The sequence below is a fragment of the Achromobacter arsenitoxydans SY8 genome (assembly GCF_000236785.1).
GTDB lineage: Bacteria > Pseudomonadota > Gammaproteobacteria > Burkholderiales > Burkholderiaceae_B > Achromobacter > Achromobacter arsenitoxydans.
Map to the genome: position 1 here is coordinate 47,897 of NZ_AGUF01000047.1, position 18,248 is coordinate 66,144.

General features: G+C 67.0%; 19 protein-coding genes. 8 read left to right on the forward strand and 11 right to left on the reverse strand.

The genetic code is table 11. The annotated features are described in order from the left end of the window. Positions 1-5 precede the first annotated feature (5 nt). On the reverse strand, positions 6-1,328 hold the full coding sequence (locus KYC_RS13020) for an ArgE/DapE family deacylase (protein ID WP_008162856.1): 1,323 nt from the start codon (positions 1,326-1,328) through the stop codon (positions 6-8). Positions 1,329-1,559: 231 nt separating this feature from the next. On the opposite strand from KYC_RS13020, the gene KYC_RS13025 reads away from it, so the two are divergent. After that, positions 1,560-2,333, forward strand: a complete 774-nt coding sequence (locus KYC_RS13025; protein ID WP_008162859.1) for an IclR family transcriptional regulator — start codon at positions 1,560-1,562, stop codon at positions 2,331-2,333. Positions 2,334-2,506: 173 nt separating this feature from the next. Beyond that, positions 2,507-4,108 (forward strand): ABC transporter substrate-binding protein, encoded by a 1,602-nt coding sequence (locus KYC_RS13030; protein ID WP_008162860.1) that lies wholly within the window; start codon positions 2,507-2,509, stop codon positions 4,106-4,108. Between the two features lie 42 nt (positions 4,109-4,150). Here KYC_RS13030 and KYC_RS13035 read toward each other — a convergent pair whose 3' ends face one another. Further along, positions 4,151-5,050: an SMP-30/gluconolactonase/LRE family protein gene (locus KYC_RS13035; protein WP_008162862.1), complete on the reverse strand. Its 900-nt coding sequence runs from the start codon at positions 5,048-5,050 to the stop codon at positions 4,151-4,153. 311 nt (positions 5,051-5,361) lie between these two features. Between KYC_RS13035 and KYC_RS13040 the strand changes: the two genes are divergently transcribed. Together KYC_RS13040 and KYC_RS13045 are read left to right on the forward strand one after the other, a co-directional pair. Further along, on the forward strand, positions 5,362-6,654 hold the full coding sequence (locus tag KYC_RS13040; RefSeq protein WP_043518336.1) for a dicarboxylate/amino acid:cation symporter: 1,293 nt from the start codon (positions 5,362-5,364) through the stop codon (positions 6,652-6,654). A gap of 159 nt (positions 6,655-6,813) precedes the next feature. Continuing rightward, positions 6,814-7,203 (forward strand): hypothetical protein, encoded by a 390-nt coding sequence (locus tag KYC_RS13045; protein ID WP_008162865.1) that lies wholly within the window; start codon positions 6,814-6,816, stop codon positions 7,201-7,203. 33 nt (positions 7,204-7,236) lie between these two features. On the opposite strand, the gene KYC_RS13050 is transcribed toward KYC_RS13045, so the two are convergent. The 8 genes from KYC_RS13050 to phnG form a co-directional block, all read right to left on the reverse strand. Next, on the reverse strand, positions 7,237-7,671 hold the full coding sequence (locus KYC_RS13050; RefSeq protein WP_008162867.1) for a hypothetical protein: 435 nt from the start codon (positions 7,669-7,671) through the stop codon (positions 7,237-7,239). Positions 7,672-7,837: 166 nt separating this feature from the next. After that, positions 7,838-9,037, reverse strand: a complete 1,200-nt coding sequence (locus KYC_RS13055; protein ID WP_008162870.1) for an alpha-D-ribose 1-methylphosphonate 5-triphosphate diphosphatase — start codon at positions 9,035-9,037, stop codon at positions 7,838-7,840. A gap of 2 nt (positions 9,038-9,039) precedes the next feature. Next, on the reverse strand, positions 9,040-9,759 hold the full coding sequence (gene phnL, locus KYC_RS13060) for a phosphonate C-P lyase system protein PhnL (protein WP_008162871.1): 720 nt from the start codon (positions 9,757-9,759) through the stop codon (positions 9,040-9,042). A 2-nt stretch (positions 9,760-9,761) separates the two neighbouring features. Next, positions 9,762-10,547, reverse strand: a complete 786-nt coding sequence (gene phnK, locus KYC_RS13065) for a phosphonate C-P lyase system protein PhnK (protein ID WP_008162874.1) — start codon at positions 10,545-10,547, stop codon at positions 9,762-9,764. Beyond that, a complete protein-coding gene (locus KYC_RS13070; RefSeq protein WP_008162875.1) occupies positions 10,544-11,425 on the reverse strand; it encodes an alpha-D-ribose 1-methylphosphonate 5-phosphate C-P-lyase PhnJ in 882 nt (293 codons plus the stop codon). The genes phnK and KYC_RS13070 overlap by 4 nt, the downstream gene beginning before the upstream one ends. Next, positions 11,422-12,552 (reverse strand): carbon-phosphorus lyase complex subunit, encoded by a 1,131-nt coding sequence (locus KYC_RS13075; protein WP_008162878.1) that lies wholly within the window; start codon positions 12,550-12,552, stop codon positions 11,422-11,424. The genes KYC_RS13070 and KYC_RS13075 overlap by 4 nt, the downstream gene beginning before the upstream one ends. A 1-nt stretch (position 12,553) precedes the next feature. Next, a complete protein-coding gene (gene phnH / locus KYC_RS13080) occupies positions 12,554-13,171 on the reverse strand; it encodes a phosphonate C-P lyase system protein PhnH (protein WP_008162879.1) in 618 nt (205 codons plus the stop codon). Between the two features lies 1 nt (position 13,172). Next, the gene (gene phnG / locus KYC_RS13085; protein ID WP_043518323.1) at positions 13,173-13,643 is read right to left on the reverse strand and encodes a phosphonate C-P lyase system protein PhnG; all 471 of its coding nucleotides are present in this window, start codon (positions 13,641-13,643) and stop codon (positions 13,173-13,175) included. 185 nt (positions 13,644-13,828) lie between these two features. Between phnG and phnF the strand changes: the two genes are divergently transcribed. From phnF to phnN, 4 genes are all read left to right on the forward strand, one after another. Beyond that, positions 13,829-14,551, forward strand: a complete 723-nt coding sequence (gene phnF, locus KYC_RS13090; protein ID WP_008162884.1) for a phosphonate metabolism transcriptional regulator PhnF — start codon at positions 13,829-13,831, stop codon at positions 14,549-14,551. Between the two features lie 116 nt (positions 14,552-14,667). Beyond that, the gene (locus KYC_RS13095) at positions 14,668-15,861 is read left to right on the forward strand and encodes an alpha-D-ribose 1-methylphosphonate 5-triphosphate diphosphatase (RefSeq protein WP_008162886.1); all 1,194 of its coding nucleotides are present in this window, start codon (positions 14,668-14,670) and stop codon (positions 15,859-15,861) included. Positions 15,862-15,863: 2 nt separating this feature from the next. After that, complete coding sequence (locus tag KYC_RS13100; protein WP_008162889.1) at positions 15,864-16,607, forward strand: DUF1045 domain-containing protein; 744 nt, start codon at positions 15,864-15,866, stop codon at positions 16,605-16,607. Beyond that, positions 16,604-17,182, forward strand: a complete 579-nt coding sequence (gene phnN / locus KYC_RS13105; RefSeq protein WP_008162890.1) for a phosphonate metabolism protein/1,5-bisphosphokinase (PRPP-forming) PhnN — start codon at positions 16,604-16,606, stop codon at positions 17,180-17,182. Before KYC_RS13100 ends, phnN begins: the two co-directional genes overlap by 4 nt. A 6-nt stretch (positions 17,183-17,188) precedes the next feature. Here phnN and KYC_RS13110 read toward each other — a convergent pair whose 3' ends face one another. Beyond that, a complete protein-coding gene (locus tag KYC_RS13110; RefSeq protein WP_008162893.1) occupies positions 17,189-18,160 on the reverse strand; it encodes a LysR family transcriptional regulator in 972 nt (323 codons plus the stop codon). Positions 18,161-18,248: the final 88 nt, after the last annotated feature.

The following is an 18,248-nucleotide window of genomic DNA, read 5'->3' on the forward strand; positions in this document are numbered from 1 at the left end:
CGGGCTCAGGCTTGCAGCGGTTCGACGCCGCACCAGTCATGGATGAACAGCGCCAGCGAGGTCGCGACGCGCACCATGCTGTCCACCGACACGCACTCGTTGAAACCATGCACGTTCTGCACCTTGGGGCCGTAGCAAGTGACCGGCACGTCCATCATCAGCCGGAAGTGGCGGCCGTCGGTGGTGGCCGTCAGGGCGCTAGGCTGCGGCAGTTCGCCCGCCACGCGGCGGTGCGCATCGGCCAGCAGCTGCATGGCGGGCACGTCCAGGTCATACTCGCAGCCCGGGGCGTGAAAGCCTTCGTAGCGAATGTCGATGCGCACGTCGCTATCGGTCAGGCCGGCCTCGACGGTCCGGATGCGCGCTTCGACCAACTTCTTGGCCGCGTCGATAGTCATGTCGGGATAGCAGGCGATGCGCATGCCCAGCGTGCACACGCTGGGCACGGACGAATTCCAGTCGCCGGCATGGATCTGGCCCAGGTTGAAGTTGATGGGGTGCGCATGGTCGCGATAGGCCGGATGCCGGTTTTCCGGCAAGTTCCATTCATGCTCCAGCTGCTTCATGGCGTCGACGATGCGCAGGCCTGTCTCGACCGGGTTCACGCCCGTTGTCATGTAGGCGGCGTGCGCTGGCCTGCCCACGATGTCCACGTACATCCAGTAGACGCCAAGCTGCGCGCTCATCATGCGTTCGTGCGTAGGCTCGGGGATGACCACCGCGTCGAACGCGCTGAGCTTGGCCGCCGCGATGGCGCTTTGCAGCGCCGACACCGTGGCCAAGGTGCCGTTGCCCGTGTTTTCCTCTTCCAGCACGCCATTGAAGCCGACGGCCCCCGCGGGCTGCACGCCCAGGTCTTGCAGAGCCTTGAACGCGGCCAGGGCGCAGATGATGCCCGCCTTCATGTCGCCAGCGCCGCGGCCATAGAGCCAGCCGTCGCGCAGTTCGCCGTCGAACGGCGCGGGATCCCACAATTCGTGCGGGCCGGTGGGCACCACATCCAGGTGGCCGTTGAACAGCACGGCACGGCCGCCGGCGCTGCGGGGCTCATGACGCGCCAGCACGTTGTACCGGCCGCCGTCGGGGCAGCAGGCGGGGGAGTACAGCGGCAGGTTCTTGAGTTCTTCAGTGCGCAGCGCGATGCGCTCGGACGCGAGGCCCAGGTCGGCCAGGGCGCCTTCCAGGAACTCGGCGGCGGACGTTTCCTGGCCCGGCAGGCTGCGGCACTGCACGAAGCCCGTAAGCGTATCGGTCATGTACTGGCGAAGTTTGCCCACGGCTTCGGCGATCTTGGCCTGGTCAAGGCTGGCTGCTGCGACGGCGGTCATTGCATTCCCCTTTTTGAGTATGGAATTGCTGATTTCAGAAGTATCAATAGTTGATACTTAGATATCTATATTTGGCATGATAGAGTTCGAACCAGCGCGCAGCAATACAATATCCATGGGTGATTTCCCTAGCCCTGGCAGAAAACGCTTGCCGCTACAGTGCGTATCCCGCGCTCTGTTGCAACGGGCCATTGCAGTGCCGCACATAACAAGAGAAATGGAGAAATCAACATGGCCACAACCGAGACCCGGTTCAACCAATCCCTGGCGAAAGGCTTCGGCATCCTGGAGGCTTTTTCCAACCACCCCGGCCCGCTCAGCCTCAACGAATTGACGGAACTGTCGGGGCTGGACCGCAGCTCTACCCAGCGCATGCTGCATACACTGGTGGCGCTGGGCTACCTGGAGCGCGGCAGCAACCAGCGCGGCTATGTGCTGGGCAAGAAGATCCTGGACCGCACCTTCGATTTCCTGCGCGGCCATCCGCTGCTGGAACGCGCCACGCCCATTCTTGAACAGCTGCAGCAGGAATGCGGCGAACGCGTGGACCTGAGCCTGTTCGACGACCTGACCATCGTCTATGCGCTGCGCCGCCAGACCAAGCGCCAGACCTTCTACGCCACGCTGGTAGGCCGCCGCATGCCCACGTTTTCGTCGTCCGGCGGACGGGCGATCATGTCGCACCTGGCAGACGCCGAGGTCGACGACATCCTGGCGCGCAGCGACATGCGGCCACTGACGCCCAAGACCATCACCGATCCCGATGTGATCCGCCAGCGCGTGCAGGACGCGCGGGTGCAGGGCTACGCGCTCTGTCTGGAAGAGAGCATGGTCGGCGAAATCGTGCTGGGCAGCGCCGTGCTCGACCACAGCGGGCGCCCCCTGGCCGCCATCCACATTTCCGGCCTGCTGGCCGAATGGACGCCCGACTCCTTCACCCAGCGCTTCAGCTCGCTGGCGATCTCCGCGGCACGCTCGCTCAGCGGCCGCCCCAACCGCAACTGAGGCCGCCGGCCCACCGTGCTTCGCGGGAAATCCCTAGCGCCGGTCGCCTTGCGCGGCCCGGCACACTGCTGCACCATAGTCCTCTTGGATTCTTGAGTATCAATATTTGATACTCAAGATTTGAAGCCGCAGCGGCCTACGGCATTGCTGGGCCGCCCACGAGGAGATTCGCCTTGAAGTGCAATAACGTCCGCCGCGCCCTGATGCAGGGCCTGCTGGCCGCCGCCGCGATTGCCGCCGTTCCCGCCGCCAGCGCCGCCGATCCCCAGCCGCAGTACGGCGGCGTCCTGACCGCCATCCTGAACCCCGAGCCGCCCAACCTGAACGTCGCGATGCAGCAGGTGGGCACCACGCAGATGGTGGCCGGAAAGATCTATGAAAGCCTGCTGACCTATTCCTTCGACCTGAAGCCGCAGCCCAGCCTGGCCCGGTCCTGGGACGTGTCCACCGACCAGCTGACCTACACCTTCCACTTGCAGCCCAAAGCGCAGTGGCATGACGGCAAGCCCTTCACGTCGGCCGACGTGCTGTTTTCGTACAAGCAGATCCTGGCCAACACGCCGCGCACGCGTTCGCTGATGCGCTATATCCAGGACATCACGGCGCCGGACGAGCACACCGTGGTGTTCCACCTGAAAGAGCGCTATTCGGCCTTCCTGTACGCCTTCGACATCGGCGGCGGCGTGATCCTGCCCAAGCACCTGTACGACGTGGACACGCCGCTGGCGCAGAACCCGCACAACAACGCGCCCGTCGGCACCGGGCCATTCAAATTCAAACGCTGGGAGCGCGGTTCGTACATCGAACTGGTCAAGAACGAGCACTACTGGAAAGAAGGCCGCCCCTATCTGGACGGCATCACCTACCGCGTAATTCCCGACGCGGCATCGCGCCGGCTGGCGCTTGAGCAGCGGACGGTGCAGCAGGCCTGGCTGCAGGACATCGAACCCTTCGACATGCCGCGCGTGGCTAAGCTGGCGCACATCAACGTCACGCAGAAAGGCTACGAATACTGGTCCACGCTGCACTGGATCGAAATGAACGAAGCGCGCAAGCCGATGGACGACAAGCGCTTCCGGCAGGCGGTCATGTACGCAATCGACCGCGAATTCATCGCCAAGCGCATCATGTTCGGGATGGGCACCGTGTCCACCGGGCCGTTCCATCGCAACACGCGCTTTTACGATCCCAACGTCCGGCAATACCCCTACGATCCGAAGAAGGCCATCGCCCTGCTGGACGAGATGGGCCTGAAGCCCGACGCCAAGGGCGTGCGCGTGAAGCTGGGCCTCATCCCCAACCCCTACGGCGAAATGCAGCGCCGCATCGCCGAATACACCAAGCAGAGCCTGGGCAAGGTGGGCATCGTCATAGATATCGAAAGCACCGACGTGGGCGGCTGGACCACGCGCATGGGCAACTGGGACTTCGACATGGCCTACAACGGCGTGTTCCAGTATGGCGACCCCGCCATCGGCGTATCTCGCACCTACGTCAGCAGCAACATCAAGAAGGGCCTGGCGTTCACCAATACCTCGCAGTACCGCAATCCCAAGGTGGACGAGCTGTTCGACCAGGCCGCCACGGCCCCGACGGACGAGGAACGCCAGCGGCTGTACACGGAAGTGCAGAAGATCCTGGCGGAAGAGGTGCCGCTCGCGTGGATCGACGACACCAACTATTCCACCTTCCTGGACAAGCGCGTGCATGGCGCCATCACGACGGGACTGGGCGCGGTGGACACCTACGCGGACGCGTGGCTGGCGCCTAAGTAGGGCCGGCCGCCGCGGCGGCTGCGCCGCGGGCCGTGGACTGCGTCAAGGCCGCCCGGCGTGCGGCACGTCCACCCGCGTCGCCAATATCCGCGCCTGCGGCTTGGCGCGGCGGTTGGCCTCGATGAAGTCCGGCGCCGCCGCCATGAACAGCGTCCGGCCGTCGGGCCCGCCCAGGGCGGCGGCGAAGATGCCGAATTCGCCGGTGTCGATCTGCTCCAGGATCCTGCCGCCACGCTCCACGCGCACGATGCGCTTGCCGATGGCGTCGGCCACCCAGATCGCCCCTTCCTCGTCCAGCGCGCCGCCGTCCGGCGCGATCGCCGACGCGGCGATCAGCGTGTCCAGGTTGTCGCTGTCGGGCAGCTCGCCGAAATTGGCCCAGTCGCGGCGCGGCCCGAGCGACCCGTTAGGCTGGATGTCGAATTCGGAAATGCGGTTGGCGAAGGTCTCGTTGACGATCAGGGTCTTGCCGTCCGGCGTGATGAATGAGCCATTGGGAAAGCACAGCCCGTCGGCCACCACCTGCGCCACGCCGTCCGGGTCCACCCGCACCAGGGTCGTCGTGCGGACGGGCGCGCCCGCCATGATGTCGAAGCCGAAGTTGCCCACATACGCCCTGCCCTGCGCATCCACCACCATGTCGTTGATATGGCCGCCGGTCAGGGCGGACAGGTCGGCATGAACCGACAGGGCGCCGTCCTTCTCGCGGCGCAGCACCTTGCGGTCTTTCATGGACGAGATCAGCATGCGGCCATCGGGCAGCCAGCCCAGGCCCGACGGCTGCTGCGGCACCAGACAGACGCGGTCCACCGCGCCTTGCTGCGTCACGGTGATGATCTGTCCCGTATAGAAGTCCGAAGCCCACAGGCGGTCGTCGTGCCAGCGCAATCCTTCCAGATAGGTGTATCCGGACGCCAGCACGGACAGTTCGCGATTCGGCATTGTTGTGTCTCCATTTGTCGCCCCGGACGGGGCCGGTTCCAAGGCCAGCAGTGGCAGCCTCCGGCAGCGCAGGCCGGCGGCCCATTCTGGCATGACCCGGCGCCGCTTGGCCCTCCCCGTTTACCCCTGTTCCGTCCCCAAACTGACAACTAACTGTCAGCTTCGCGGCGTTAACATCGCGCCCCAAGGGTTAACCCGAGCAGCGCCCGGGCCCTGGCATGTCCGTCACCGGACCGTCTTGCCCCGCCCCATGCCGGCGGGACTGGCCCCCTCGGGGCCCAGCGGCGGCTCCCTGCAATCCCGTTTTGAACATGAACACTAAGAAGCTGACGCGTTATATCGGCATCGCCATGGTGCTGGGCATCGTGGTGGGCTATTTCTGCAACAAGTACGCGCAGAACCAGCAGGAGGCGGCGCAGATCGCCTCGTACTTCAGCCTCATCACGGACATCTTCCTGCGCATGATCAAGATGATCATCGCGCCGCTCGTGTTCGCCACCCTGGTCACCGGCCTGGCCAGCATGAGCGACGCCAGCGCGGTGGGCCGCATCGGCATGCGCGCGATGATCTGGTTCATCGCCGCCTCGGCGATCTCGCTGCTGCTGGGCCTGGCGCTGGTCAACATCTTCCAGCCCGGCGCGCACATGAACCTGGCGATACCGGACACGCACATCACGTCCGGCCTGAAGACGGGCGATTTCACGCTTAAGGCCTTCATCGCGCACGTCTTCCCCAAGAGCATTGCGGAAGCCATGGCCAATAACGAGATCCTGCAGATCCTGGTGTTTTCGCTGTTCTTCGGCGCGGCGCTGTCGTTCATCCGCGGCAAGGGCCACAACACCCTCTACAACATGATCGACGAGCTGGCCAAGATCATGTTCCGCGTGACCGACTACGTGATGCGCTTTGCCCCGCTGGGCGTGTTCGCCGCCATGGCCGCCGCCATCACCACCGAAGGCCTGGGCGTGCTGGTCAGCTACGGCAAGCTGATCGGCGAGTTCTACCTGGGCCTGGCCCTGCTGTGGACCATCCTGTTCGCGGTCGGCTACCTGTTCCTGGGCAAGTCCACGTTCCGCCTGGGCGGCCTGATCAAGGAACCGACCCTGCTGGCCTTCTCGACCGCCAGCAGCGAATCGGCCTATCCCAAGACGATCGAGGCGCTGGAGCGCTTCGGCGTGTCCAAGCGCATTTCGGGCTTCGTGCTGCCGCTGGGCTATTCGTTCAACCTGGACGGGTCGATGATGTACCAGTCCTTCGCGGTGCTGTTCATCGCCCAGGCCTACAACATCGAGATGAGCTTCGCGCAGCAGCTGACCCTGCTACTGGTGCTGATGGTGACCAGCAAGGGCATGGCCGGCGTGGCGCGCGCCTCGCTGGTCGTGGTGGCCGCGACGCTGCCGATGTTCCATCTGCCGGAGGCCGGCCTGCTGCTGATCATGGGCATCGACCAGTTCTTTGATATGGGGCGCACCGCGACCAACGTGGTGGGCAACAGCCTGGCCACCGCCGTCATCGCGAAGATGGAAGGCAACGAGGAAAGCCTGCCCGCCCAGGCCGCCGCAGACGAAGCGCCGGCCGCTCCCTCGGCTACCCAGAACGCATAAGAAAATCGGGCCGCAACGGCCCGATTTTTTTGGCTGGCGACAGGCTTGACCGGCGGCAACGTCCGGGCGCAACATAAAAGCCCTTTCTGACCTGCCCGCGCGGCGCGCAAGGGTTGTAGGCGCGATGCGCATGGGCCTTCCCGCCTTGCCGCGCATGCCATGACACCGCTCTATCTGTCCCGCGCCGCGGCGGCCGCCGCGCTTTGCGCCGGCGCGCTTGCCTCAGCCCCCGCTGCACATGCCTGGACACGCATTTCCTGCGACCTTTCCGGCATCGTGGACAGCCTGCCGGCCACGATGCGGCAGTACCGCACCGACGGCACGGAATTGTCCCAGGTCATGTTCAGGCTGAAGGTAAAGGCCGCGCAAGTTCCGGACGGCGAGCGCGCCGACGGCGACTGCGCCCAACTGGTCAGCCGGGATGTCGACGTGGTGCTGGAAAACGTGGCGGCCCGCAAGATCCAGAAGGGCAAGCCCCTGAAGGTGCGCTATCGGTATGACGAGTCGCTGGGGCAAAGCCTGGCCACGAAGTACGAGCTGGCCCCGTAGGGCCAGCCTGCAGACCGCCGGTTCAGGCGTAAGTTAATCGTTCACCGAGCACGACACGGGCGCGCCGTCTTCGAATTCGACGTCATAGGTGTGGACGGGATCCCACGGCAGCGTGAACCACAGTTCGTAGCCGTCGCCGTCTTCGTCGAACAGCCACAAGGCGCGCAACACGGCTTTTTCGGCCATGGCTTCGGCGGTTTCTTCCTTGAGGAGCTGGTCGTCTTCGATGCCGAGCTTCTTGTAGTGCTCGTACGAATAGTTGTCGAGCAGGAACTCGGCCGCGGCCAGGATCTGCTCGTCCAGGTTGTCGATGATGGCCTTGACCACCTTGGACGCGGAACTGTCGGGCTCTTCGCCATCCGTCTGGATCATGACATGGATGGGCGGACGGCCTGCGCCCGCGGCGACGTTTTCGGCCGCCCACAGATCGGGTTCTTCGAGGTCCTGGGTGAAATTGAATCGTGCCATTTCGGGCTCCGGAAAATGGGACGGCGAGCCGCAAAAGACGCGGCTCGCCTTGGGGCCTGTTAAGCCTTTCCGCCATTTAACCAGATGCAGGCCCCTCCGTCTGTGGCGGGCGACGATGTTTTTGCGCCTAAGCCATACGCACGTCTTGCCAAACAGGCGCGGCGTGTCAGGCGGCCAGACTCTGCGCCGCGTCCGCCCTGCCCTCGCGCGAGCGCAGCGGCGGATAGTGGGCCGAGAACACCAGCCGGCCCGACGACCACGTATGGCTGACCAGGGGTTGGGCGCCCACCTGGGCCACCGCCACCAGGTCCGCCCGCGCGCCCACCGCGATGCGGCCGCGGTCCGACAGCCCGCAGGCGTCCGCCGGATTCCGGGTGACCAGCGCGACGGCCTGCGGCAGCGACAGATCCGACTGGGCCTGGGCCGCAAACGCGGCGGCGATCAGCGTGGACGGCTGGTAGTCGGAACACAGGCAGCTCGCCACGCCGGCGCGGATGGCGTCGATCGCGCGCATGGACCCGCTCTGGCTTTGGCCGCGCAGCACGTTGGGCGCGCCCAGAATGGTGGGCAGGCCGCAGGAGACCGCCGCACGCGCCGTGTCCAGCGTGATGGGGAATTCGCTCATGCGCACGCCCAGGTTGCGCATGGTGGCGATGCGGTGGATGGAATCGTCGTCGTGGCTGGCGGTGGGAATGCCGTGCGACTGGGCATGCGACAGCAAGGCCTCCACGCGCGCGACCGCCCCGTCCCTGGACCGCGCCTTGGAATGCGCCGCCTCTTCGGCCTGCTCGCGGCTCATCGCATGATTGCCCATCATGTACTGCAGATAGGACTCCAGCGTCTTGAACTGGCCCTGGCCCGGCGAGTGGTCCATCACCGACAGCAGGTCGACGGCGCCCTCGTCCATCAATAGGCGCAGCACATCGACCGACGTCTCGTCGGTGACCTCGTAGCGGCAATGGATGCGATTGTCGACCAGACTGTGATCGCGGAAGGCGCGCACCGTGCGCACCACCTGGGCCGCGGTCTGGTTATTGCGCACGCCCCATTCGCTGTTGGCGAACGACAGGGCGTGATAGGGCGTGGTGATGCCCGCGGCCGCGTTGCGCCTGTCGACCTGGGCCACCGCGAAGTCCAGCGGAAACAGCACGCGCGAGCGCGGCTCGGCCTCTTTTTCGATGGCGTCGCAGTGCAGGTCGATCAGGCCAGGCATCAGGGTCTGGCCCTGCAGGTCAAGCACGCAGTCCGCGCGCGCGCCGTCCGGCTCGATCGCAAGAATGCAGCCATCGCCGATCAGCACGGCGCTGTTTTCCAGCACATGGTCGGCCAGCACCACGCGGGCGTTCGTGAGGTAAGTGCTTTGCATGATTACTCCATGTCGGCCGTGGCCGGCAGCGCCGGCCGCAGCGCAAGCGTCTGGGTGGCGACGGCGTCGCGCACCTGCGCGTCGTGGAAGATGCCCAGAAGGCAGCGGCCGGCGGCCAGGGCCTCGTGGATGAGTTCGATTACCACCTGCCGGTTGTCCGCGTCCAGCGACGCCGTGGGTTCATCCAGCAGCAGAATCGGATGCCCAGCGATGAAGCCGCGCGCGATGTTGACGCGCTGCTGCTCGCCGCCGGAAAAGGTGGCGGGCGCCAGTCCCCACAGCCGGGGCGGCACGTTCAGGCGCCGCAACAGGGCGGCGGCGCGCTCGCGCGCCGCTTCGCCTTCCACGCCCGCCATGCGCAGCGGTTCGGCCACTACCTCCAGCGCGGATACCCGCGGTATCACCCGCAGAAACTGGCTGACGTAACCGATGACATCGCGGCGCAGCGCCAGGATGCGCTGCTCGGGCGCGCCCACCATTTCGACCCATTGATCCGCGGCGCGCACGCGGATGCTGCCTTCGGTCGCCAGGTAATTGCCATACAGGCAGCGCAGCAGCGTGCTCTTGCCCGTGCCCGACGGTCCCGCCAGCACCAGGCAGTCGCCCGCGCCCGCGTCGAAATCGACGGCGTCCAGCACGGGCAGGCGCATGCCGCCCTGGTTGTGCAGGGTGAACATCTTTCCGAGGCCCCGCACCTCGATCATGGTTTTCGTCGCGCTCATGCTCAGCTCTGCAAGATGGAAGACACCAGCAACTGGGTGTAGGGATGCTGCGGATCGTCGAGTATCTGGTCGGTCAGCCCGCTTTCGACGACGCGGCCGCCCCGCATCACCAAGGTGCGGTGCGCCAGCAGCCGCGCCACGGCCAGGTCGTGCGTCACGACGATGGCGGCCAGCCCCAGGTCGGTCACGAGCTGGCGCAGCAGGTCCAGCAGCCGCGCCTGCACCGAGACGTCCAGGGATGCGGTGGGCTCGTCCATGAACACCAGCCGCGGATGCGTTACGAGGTTGCGGGCAATCTGCAGGCGCTGCTGCATGCCGCCCGAGAAAGACACGGGCGTGTCGTCCAACCGGCCTGCGTCGATTTCCATCTTGTGCAGCCAGTTGCCCGCTGTCTCGCGCAGGTCGCCGTAGTGCCGCTCGCCAACGGCCATCAGCCGCTCCGCGATGTTGGCGCCCGCGCTGACCTGCATGCGCAGGCCGTCGCGGGCGTTCTGGCGCACAAAGCCCCAGTCGGTCCGGGACAGGAGGCGCAGGCGCGCGCCCTGCAGCGCGGCCAGGTCGATGAAACCCTGGTCGCGCGTGTCGTACCAGACGCTGCCCGCGTCCGGCATGGTCTGATGCGACACCGCCGACAACAGCGTGCTCTTGCCGGAGCCGGACTCGCCGACCACGCACAGCACTTCGCCAGGGTAGAGGTCGAAGCTGACGTCGCGGCAGCCATGCGTGCCGTCCCAGGTGCGCGTAACGTTGCGCACGGACAGCAAGGGTTGAAGGGTGTGGGCGGTCATGCGGCGGCCTCGCTATCGCGCATCTGCGCCTGGCGGTGATTGCAGTATTCGGTATCGGAGCAGACGAAGCGGCGCGTGCCGGCGTCGTCCAGGATGATCTCGTCCAGGTAGCTGTCGTCCGATCCGCACAGGTCGCAGCATTCGGTCCACTTTTCCACCGTGAAGGGATGGTCCTCGAAATCCAGGCTCTTGACGCGGGTGTAGGGCGGGACCGCGTAGACGCGCTTCTCGCGGCCGGCGCCGAACAGCATCAGGGCCGGGCTGTGGTCGAGCTTGGGATTGTCGAACTTGGGGATGGGCGACGGCCGCATCATGTAGCGGTCGTTCACGATCACGGGGTAGTCGTAGGTCGTGGCGATGTGCCCGTGCTGCGCGATGTCTTCGTACAGCTTGACATGCATGCCGCCGTACTCGGCCAGCGCATGCATGGTGCGGGTCTCGGTCTCGCTGGGTTCGAGCCACCGCAGCGGCTCGGGGATCGGCACCTGGAACACCATCACCTGCCCTTCCGCCAGGGGCGTCTCGGGGATACGGTGGCGCGTCTGCACGATGGTGGCCTCGGGCGTGGACTCCGTCGTCGCCACGCCCGTCACGCGGCCGAAGAAGCGGCGGATGCTGATGGCGTTAGTGGTGTCGTCCGAGCCCTGGTCAATAACCTTCAGGACATCGTCGCGGCCGATGATGGAGGCGGTGACCTGGATGCCGCCCGTGCCCCAGCCGTAAGGCAGGGGCATTTCGCGGCTGCCGAACGGCACCTGGTAGCCGGGGATGGCCACGGCCTTGAGCAAGGCGCGGCGCAGCATGCGCTTGGTGGATTCGTCCAGGTACGCGTAGTTGTAGTGGTCGTCGCGTTCGACCGTTGCGTTCGGCATCGTCATGGGGCAACCGCCTCGTCCATCAGATCGTTGTTCGCGGAATCGGGCGCGGCGCTTTCCTGCGCCCCGCGTTCGGCGCGCATGCGGCGCAGCAGTTCCAGGTTGGCCTGGAAGTCCACGTAGTGCGGCAGCTTCAAGTGCTGCACGAAACCCGAGGCCTCGACGTTGTCGCTGTGGTACAGCACGAACTCGTGGTCGTTGGCCGGGGAGTCGGCGCGCTCGCCCAGGTCGCGCGCTTTCAGGGCCCGGTCCACCAGCGCCATCGACATGGCTTTTCTTTCGCCATACCCAAAGGCCAGCCCATAGCCGCGCGTGAACTTCGGCCCTTCGTCGGCATTGCCGGCGAACTGGCTGACCATCTGGCATTCCGTGATGTCCAGTTCGCCGATGGTGACGGCAAAGCCCAGCTCTTCGATGTGCATTTCCACCTCCAGCGAGCCGTAGCGGATTTCGGCCGCGAAGGGATGCGTGTTGCCGTAGCCGCGCTGCGTGGAATAGCCCATGGACAACAGAAAGCCCTCGTCGGCGCGCGCCAGGTTCTGCAGCCGGGCGGCCCGCGTGGCGGGAAAGTCCAGCGGCTGGCGCGTCAGGTCGAAGGGTTCCGGATCGCCCTCGGGCACAGGTTCCGCGTCGATCAGTTCGTCCCGCGCCAAAAGGTCGGTCACGCGCGGCATGGCGCTGTCCAGCCTGTCGCTGCCCGCCGGCAGGGCGTCGGCCTCGCGGCCGGCTTCCAGCGTGAAATCCAGCAGGCGCTGCGTGTAGTCGTAGGTCGGGCCCAGGATCTGCCCGCCCGGCACGTCCTTGAACGTGGACGAGATGCGCCGTTGCAGGCGCATGCGGCCCGTGTCGATCGGCTGCGTGTAGCCATAGCGCGACAGCGTGGTGCGATAGGCCCGCAGCAGGAAGACCGCTTCGATCAGATCGCCGGCCGCCTGCTTGATGGCCAGCGCGGCCAGTTGCGGGTCGTACAGCGAGCCCTCCGCCATGACGCGCGACACCGCCAGCGGCATCTGCTCGCGGATCTGCTCGACGCTCAGCTCGGGCAGTTCGCGGTCGCCCCGCCGGTAGTCGTCCAGCATGCGATAGGAATTCAGGATGGCGCGTTCGCCTCCCTTGACGGCCACGTACATGTCAGCTCTCCACGCGCGTGCTGCGAGGCAGCCCGCAAATCCGCCGGTCCTGCGTCAGGAAGACGTCGACGCCCAGCGGGAACCGTTGATGGTTGAGGCGCCATTCGCGCCAGAATCCGTCCGGCAGTCCGCCGGCTCGCAGCGTCTGTCGGGTCTGGATGCCGGGCCCCGACAGCGCGACGGGGTCTCCGTCCGACAGCGACGCGACTTCGATCAGCAAGGTGGTCGACAAATCGGGATAGGCGGGGTCGCCGGGGTGGCAGGCCGACAGCGCGGGCGCGGCCAGGCCGGCGGGCACGGCGGCGAAGCGCGCCAGCGAGGGCGACGGCACGATGGGGCAGCCGCAGTGAAAGCGCAGGAATGCGATCGCATCGCCGCTCGCGCCCTGCGGCAGCCACAGCGGCGTATCCACATCCACCAGCGTCAGCAGCAGCGCGGTCATTGCCGGGGACAGTCCCTCGGGCACGCCGCAGCCGGCCATGATGTCGCGCACGCGGCCCGGATGGGCCAGCGAATCGAGCGCCGCGCGGAACGTGGCCTGCGCGTCGTGGCCGGGGTCCGCGAAACCGGGCAGTAGCCCGCGGCTGGCGGCCGGGGCGGCAAGTGTTTCGTGTGGCATGTCAGTCCTCGCCTCGCACCATCGTGAAAAACTCCACCTTGGTCTGGGCCGCCACGCGCGCCTGGCGTTCGGCCCTTTCCGCGTGCTGGCGCGCCAGCGGCTGGATCAGGTGCGCCTGCACGGTCTCGTGCCAGTCCGGCAACTGCAGCAGCGCGTCGGCGATCGCGGCCTGCTCGGCGTGCCGCAGGGAACGGCCCTGTACGTAGGACACGCCGACCACGCCGTCGTCCATGGTCACGGCGCAACGTGTCACGGTCATTTCGCCCAGATTGAACCGGGCGCCGGTGCCGCCGCTGCGGGCGCGCACCATGGCCATGCCCGTCTGGGCGGGCCGCAGCGTCCGATGGGGCGGCAGCCCGCCCAGTGCGCCGAACGCCCCGTCCAGCGCGGCCGGATCGGCCAGCGCCAGCACGCGCATCCAGGCCGCTCGCCGCGCGTTCGCCGCAGCCTGCCCTGCTTGTGAGTGATCCATATTTCCTCTACACGTCTAGACGACCGGATGGAGTATGATCGCTTCAGATCGGAAGTTCAACAGCCGGGCGTGAACTTTTGATGACAGTTGCAGCGTCGCGCGCAGCGCCTATCCCGCGGCCGCCACATGATGCACAATCACGGCCAAATGTTCATGAACTTGATGTGACAGCACGAGCGCACCCTATGGTTGAAAGAGGTTCCGGCATCGCCGTCTGGCGGCAAATCGGCGAATCGCTTGCGGACGACATCCGCAACAAGCTCTACGCGGCGGGCGAACAGCTGCCGTCCGAACCGGAGCTGGCCGCCAAGTTCTCGGTCAACCGCCACACGATCCGGCGCGCCATGGGCGAACTGGAGCAAAGCGGCCTGGTCCGGATCGAACAGGGGCGCGGCACGTTCGTGCAGGAACACGCGATCGACTACGCCATCGGCAAGCGCACGCGCTTTTCCGAAAACCTGCGCAGCCAGGGCGTGCTGGGCCATCTGGAAGCCCTGGGCAGCCAGACCCTGCGCGCCGCCGAAATCGCCAAGCACCTGGGCCTGTCCCGCAGTGCGCCGCTGCTGCGCGTCCAGATGGTGGGCAAGGCCGAAAACCGCAACATCAGCGCCTCGGAGCATTACTTCGATGAAAAGCGCTTTCCCGATTTCGCCGAGCGCATCGCGGCGCTGCACTCGGTTTCCAAGGTCTACGCGCACTACGGTATCGGCGACTACACGCGCAAGTGGTCGCGCATCACCGCCGCCCTGCCCTCGCCCGAGGTCGCCCGCCTGCTGGGTCAGCCCAAGACCCGGCCTATCCTGCAGGTAGAGGCCCTGAACGTGGACCAGGACGGCGCGCCGTTGCAATACAGCATCACCCGTTTTGTCGGCGACCTGGTCCAGCTGATGGTGGCGGACGACGCCTGATTTCCACATGGCGCCGCCCGGCCCGATCGCGGCATGGCGGCGCCCGAACGACATTCGGCAAGCCGACTAACTCATCTAGACATCTGGTTGTAATGCAAAATAGATAACGTCACGCCATGAACCCACACGCCCCCTCGCCCCTGGCCGGTGTCACAGGCCAACGCATCCTGACTCCCCACGGCATCGCCTCGGCGAGCCTGCGGTTCCACGGCGGACTGATCGACGACGCCGGCTTGGCGCCCGCACGCGGCAGCGCCTGGTTCGACGCCGGCGACCTGCTGGTGCTGCCCGGCATCGTGGACCTGCATGGCGACGCTTTCGAGCGCGCCATCATGCCGCGCCCCAGCGTAACGTTCCCCTATGACAGCGCCCTGCTCGACGTCGACCGCCAGTTGCTGGCCAACGGCATCACCACCGAGTTCCACGGCGTCACGCTGTCGTGGGAAGGCGGGCTGCGCGGCGAGGCCTATGCCGAGCACATGTTCGACGCGCTGGAGAACCTGCGGCATATCCTGGGCGCACGGCACTACGTGCACCTGCGCTTCGAAACGCACCACGTGGGCGGCCTGGACATCGCCCAGCAATGGATACGCGACGGCCGCGTCCGCTTTCTGGCCCTGAACGACCACCTGCCGAGCATGGCGCGCCGGCTGGGCGACGAGCGCAAACTGATGCAGTACGCCAACCGCGCCGAGTGCGATCTGGATGTCTTCCAGGAACGGATCCGCGCCGCGATGTCGGCGGCCGACGCCGTGGCCGACGCCATGCGCGAACTCACGCGCTGCGCGCAGCAGGCCGGGCTGCGCGTTGCGTCGCACGACGATCCCGACGCGGCCACCCGCCGCTATTACCACCAGCTGGGCTGCGGCGTGGCCGAGTTTCCGCTGACGCGCGAGGCCGCCGGCGTCGCGCGCGACCTGGGCGATTCGGTCGTGTTCGGCGCGCCCAACGTCGTGCGCGGCGGCAGCCATACCGGCGCCCCCAACGCCACGGAAATGGTCCGCGCCGGCCTGTGCGACATCCTGACGTCCGACTACTACTATCCCGCGCCGCTGGCCGCGGTGTTGCGGCTGGTCCGCGACGGCGTGCTGCCGCTGGACCAGGCCTGGAATCTCGTATCGCTGAATCCGGCGCGCGCGGCCGGCCTGAAGGATCGGGGCGCCCTGACGCCGGGCCTGATCGCAGACGCCATCGTGGTCGACGACCGCGAGCCCGGACTGCCGCGCGTCTGCGCCGCCATCGTCGGCGGCGAACTACGCTACGCAACGCGCGCCTTCGGCGCCGAGCACGGCCAGCGGATGGCGGCCTGACCATGCCGCTCGCCCACCGCTACGCCCTGTATCTGGCGCCCACCGGCCCCTGGCGCGACCTCGGCAGCCGCTGGCTCGGCCGCTGCGCCGACACCGGCGAGCCCCTGCCCCCGCCGCCCGGCCAGGCTGCGCCGTCCGCGCACTGGACCCAGGCGCCCCGCCACTACGGCCTGCACGCCACCCTCAAGCCGCCCTTCCGCCTGCGCGCGGGCTGCAGCCCGCGCGACGTGGACGCAGCGGCCCGCGAACTGGCCAGCCAGAACAGCCCGTTTGCCGTCCAGCTGGAATGCGAACCGCTGCGCGGCTTTCTGGCCTGGCGCATCCCCGAGTCCGACCCGCAGGGGCGGTCACGCATCCAGTCGCTGGCCGACGCGGCCGTGCGCGGCCTGGACCCACTGCGCGCGCCGCCCACGCCCGAGGAAACCGCGCGCCGTCAGCCGCAGTCGCTGACGCCGGCGCAGCAGGCGATGCTTGAGCGCTGGGGCTATCCCTACGTGTTCGATACCTACACGTTCCACATTACGCTGACCGGCAAGCTGGACGGCGATGCGCTGGAAGCGGCGCGCACAGACATCGCCGCATTCGCCGACCCCTTGCGCGGGCAGGCCATGCCGGTGCCTGGCGTGAGCGTCTACGTACAGGCGACGCCGGGCGCCGACTTCGTCGCGGCGCGGCACTACCATTTCGACGGCAGCCATACCGATGCCGCCGGCGCCGGCTATCTCGACGGGCCCGCTGTCGCATGAGCGCCGCCGCCCCAGCGGACGGCGCCCGCCTGATCTACCTGATGGGCGCTTCCGGCAGCGGCAAGGACACGCTGCTGCGGCTGATGCGCACGCGCCTGCGGGGCGCGGAACCCGTCCTGGTCGCACACCGCTACATCACGCGCGACAGCGGTGATGCCGAGGATTCAATGCGCCTCACGCCCGAGGAGTTCTCGCGCCGCGCCACGCTGGGGTGCTTTGCCCTGCACTGGGCCAGCCACGGCCTGCAGTACGGCATCGGCGTCGAGATCGACGCCTGGCTGGGCCGTGGCGCGGCCGTCATCATCAACGGATCGCGCGCGCACCTGGAACAGGCGCACGCGCGCTATCCCGCCCTGACGGCGGTGGAAGTGGCGGTCGATCCCGCCCTGCTGGCCCGGCGGCTGGCCGGCCGGGGCCGCGAAAGCGCCGCGCAGATTTCGGACCGGCTGGCGCGCGCCGCCCAGACGTTTCCCGTACCCGACCGCTGCCGGTTGCTGCAAGTCAGCAACAACGACCAGCCTGAAACGGCAGCGGCCGCGCTACTGGACATCGCCCGGGCGAAACTGGACGCGTAGGCCCGCTCAGCCCTCGCCGGCCGCTCCCTGGCGCCACGGCGCGGCCGCGTCGCCGCACAGTTCCAGCAGGATTTCGGAAAAGCAATCTTCGGCCGCCAGCGGCTGTTCGCGCTTGCGGCGGATCAGGTTGATCGGCGGCAGCTCCCAGCCGAAATCCCAGGGCACCATGCCCAGCCTGCCGCGCTGGCACAGTTCGCGCGCAATGTCCTCGGGGACGACGGATATGAAGGTCTCGTTCATCGTCAGCATGCCTTCGATCACATCGGTCGAATAGGCCTCCAGCACGGGCGACGGCGGACGCAATTCCGCGCGGATGAAATGCTCCACGATCAGCTGCCGCGTGGGCGTATTGGCCGCCGGCAGCACCCAGTCCATCTGTGCGACCGCGGCCCAGTCGGGCTTGCGGCGGGCCAGCCGCTGAGCCAACCGCCCATGCGCGATCAGGCGCGGCCTCTGGCGGTACAACACGCGATGGTTCAGGTCGTCGAGCGCAACCGTGGACGTGGATCGGCTGATGATGCAATCCAGCTCGTGCTGGCGCAGCATCGGCACCAGATGGTCGGTCGTGGCGCGATGCAGGCTGAGCGTTACGCCGTGGCGCTGGTGCAGGCGGCTGATGGCGGCGGTCAAGAGCGCGCTGGACACGTACGGCACCACGCCCACATGCAGGTGCGCCGAGCGGCCCGCATGCAGGGCCTGGACCTCGCGCGCCCACAGGTCCAGGTCGCTGATCATGAGGCGAGCGCGCACCAGGGCCAGGCGGCCCAGCGCCGTGGGCTGCAATCCGCGCCCGGTGCGCATGAAGAGCGGCGCGCCAAAAATGTCTTCGATCTCGGCCAGCGCCTTGGTGACGGCAGGCTGGCTGACGCCCGTCGCGGCGGCCACCCGCGTCAGCGAGCCGTGCCGCTCGATACTGACCAGCAGCGTCAGGTGGCGATGCTTCAGACGGTTCGCCAGACGGACGGCGTCCCAGCTCATGGCGTTTTTCCTATAACTGAATGGTTATTCAATTATGCCTATAAAGGAGAAATCAGTTATTTCACGATCCTATACTGCAATCATCTTC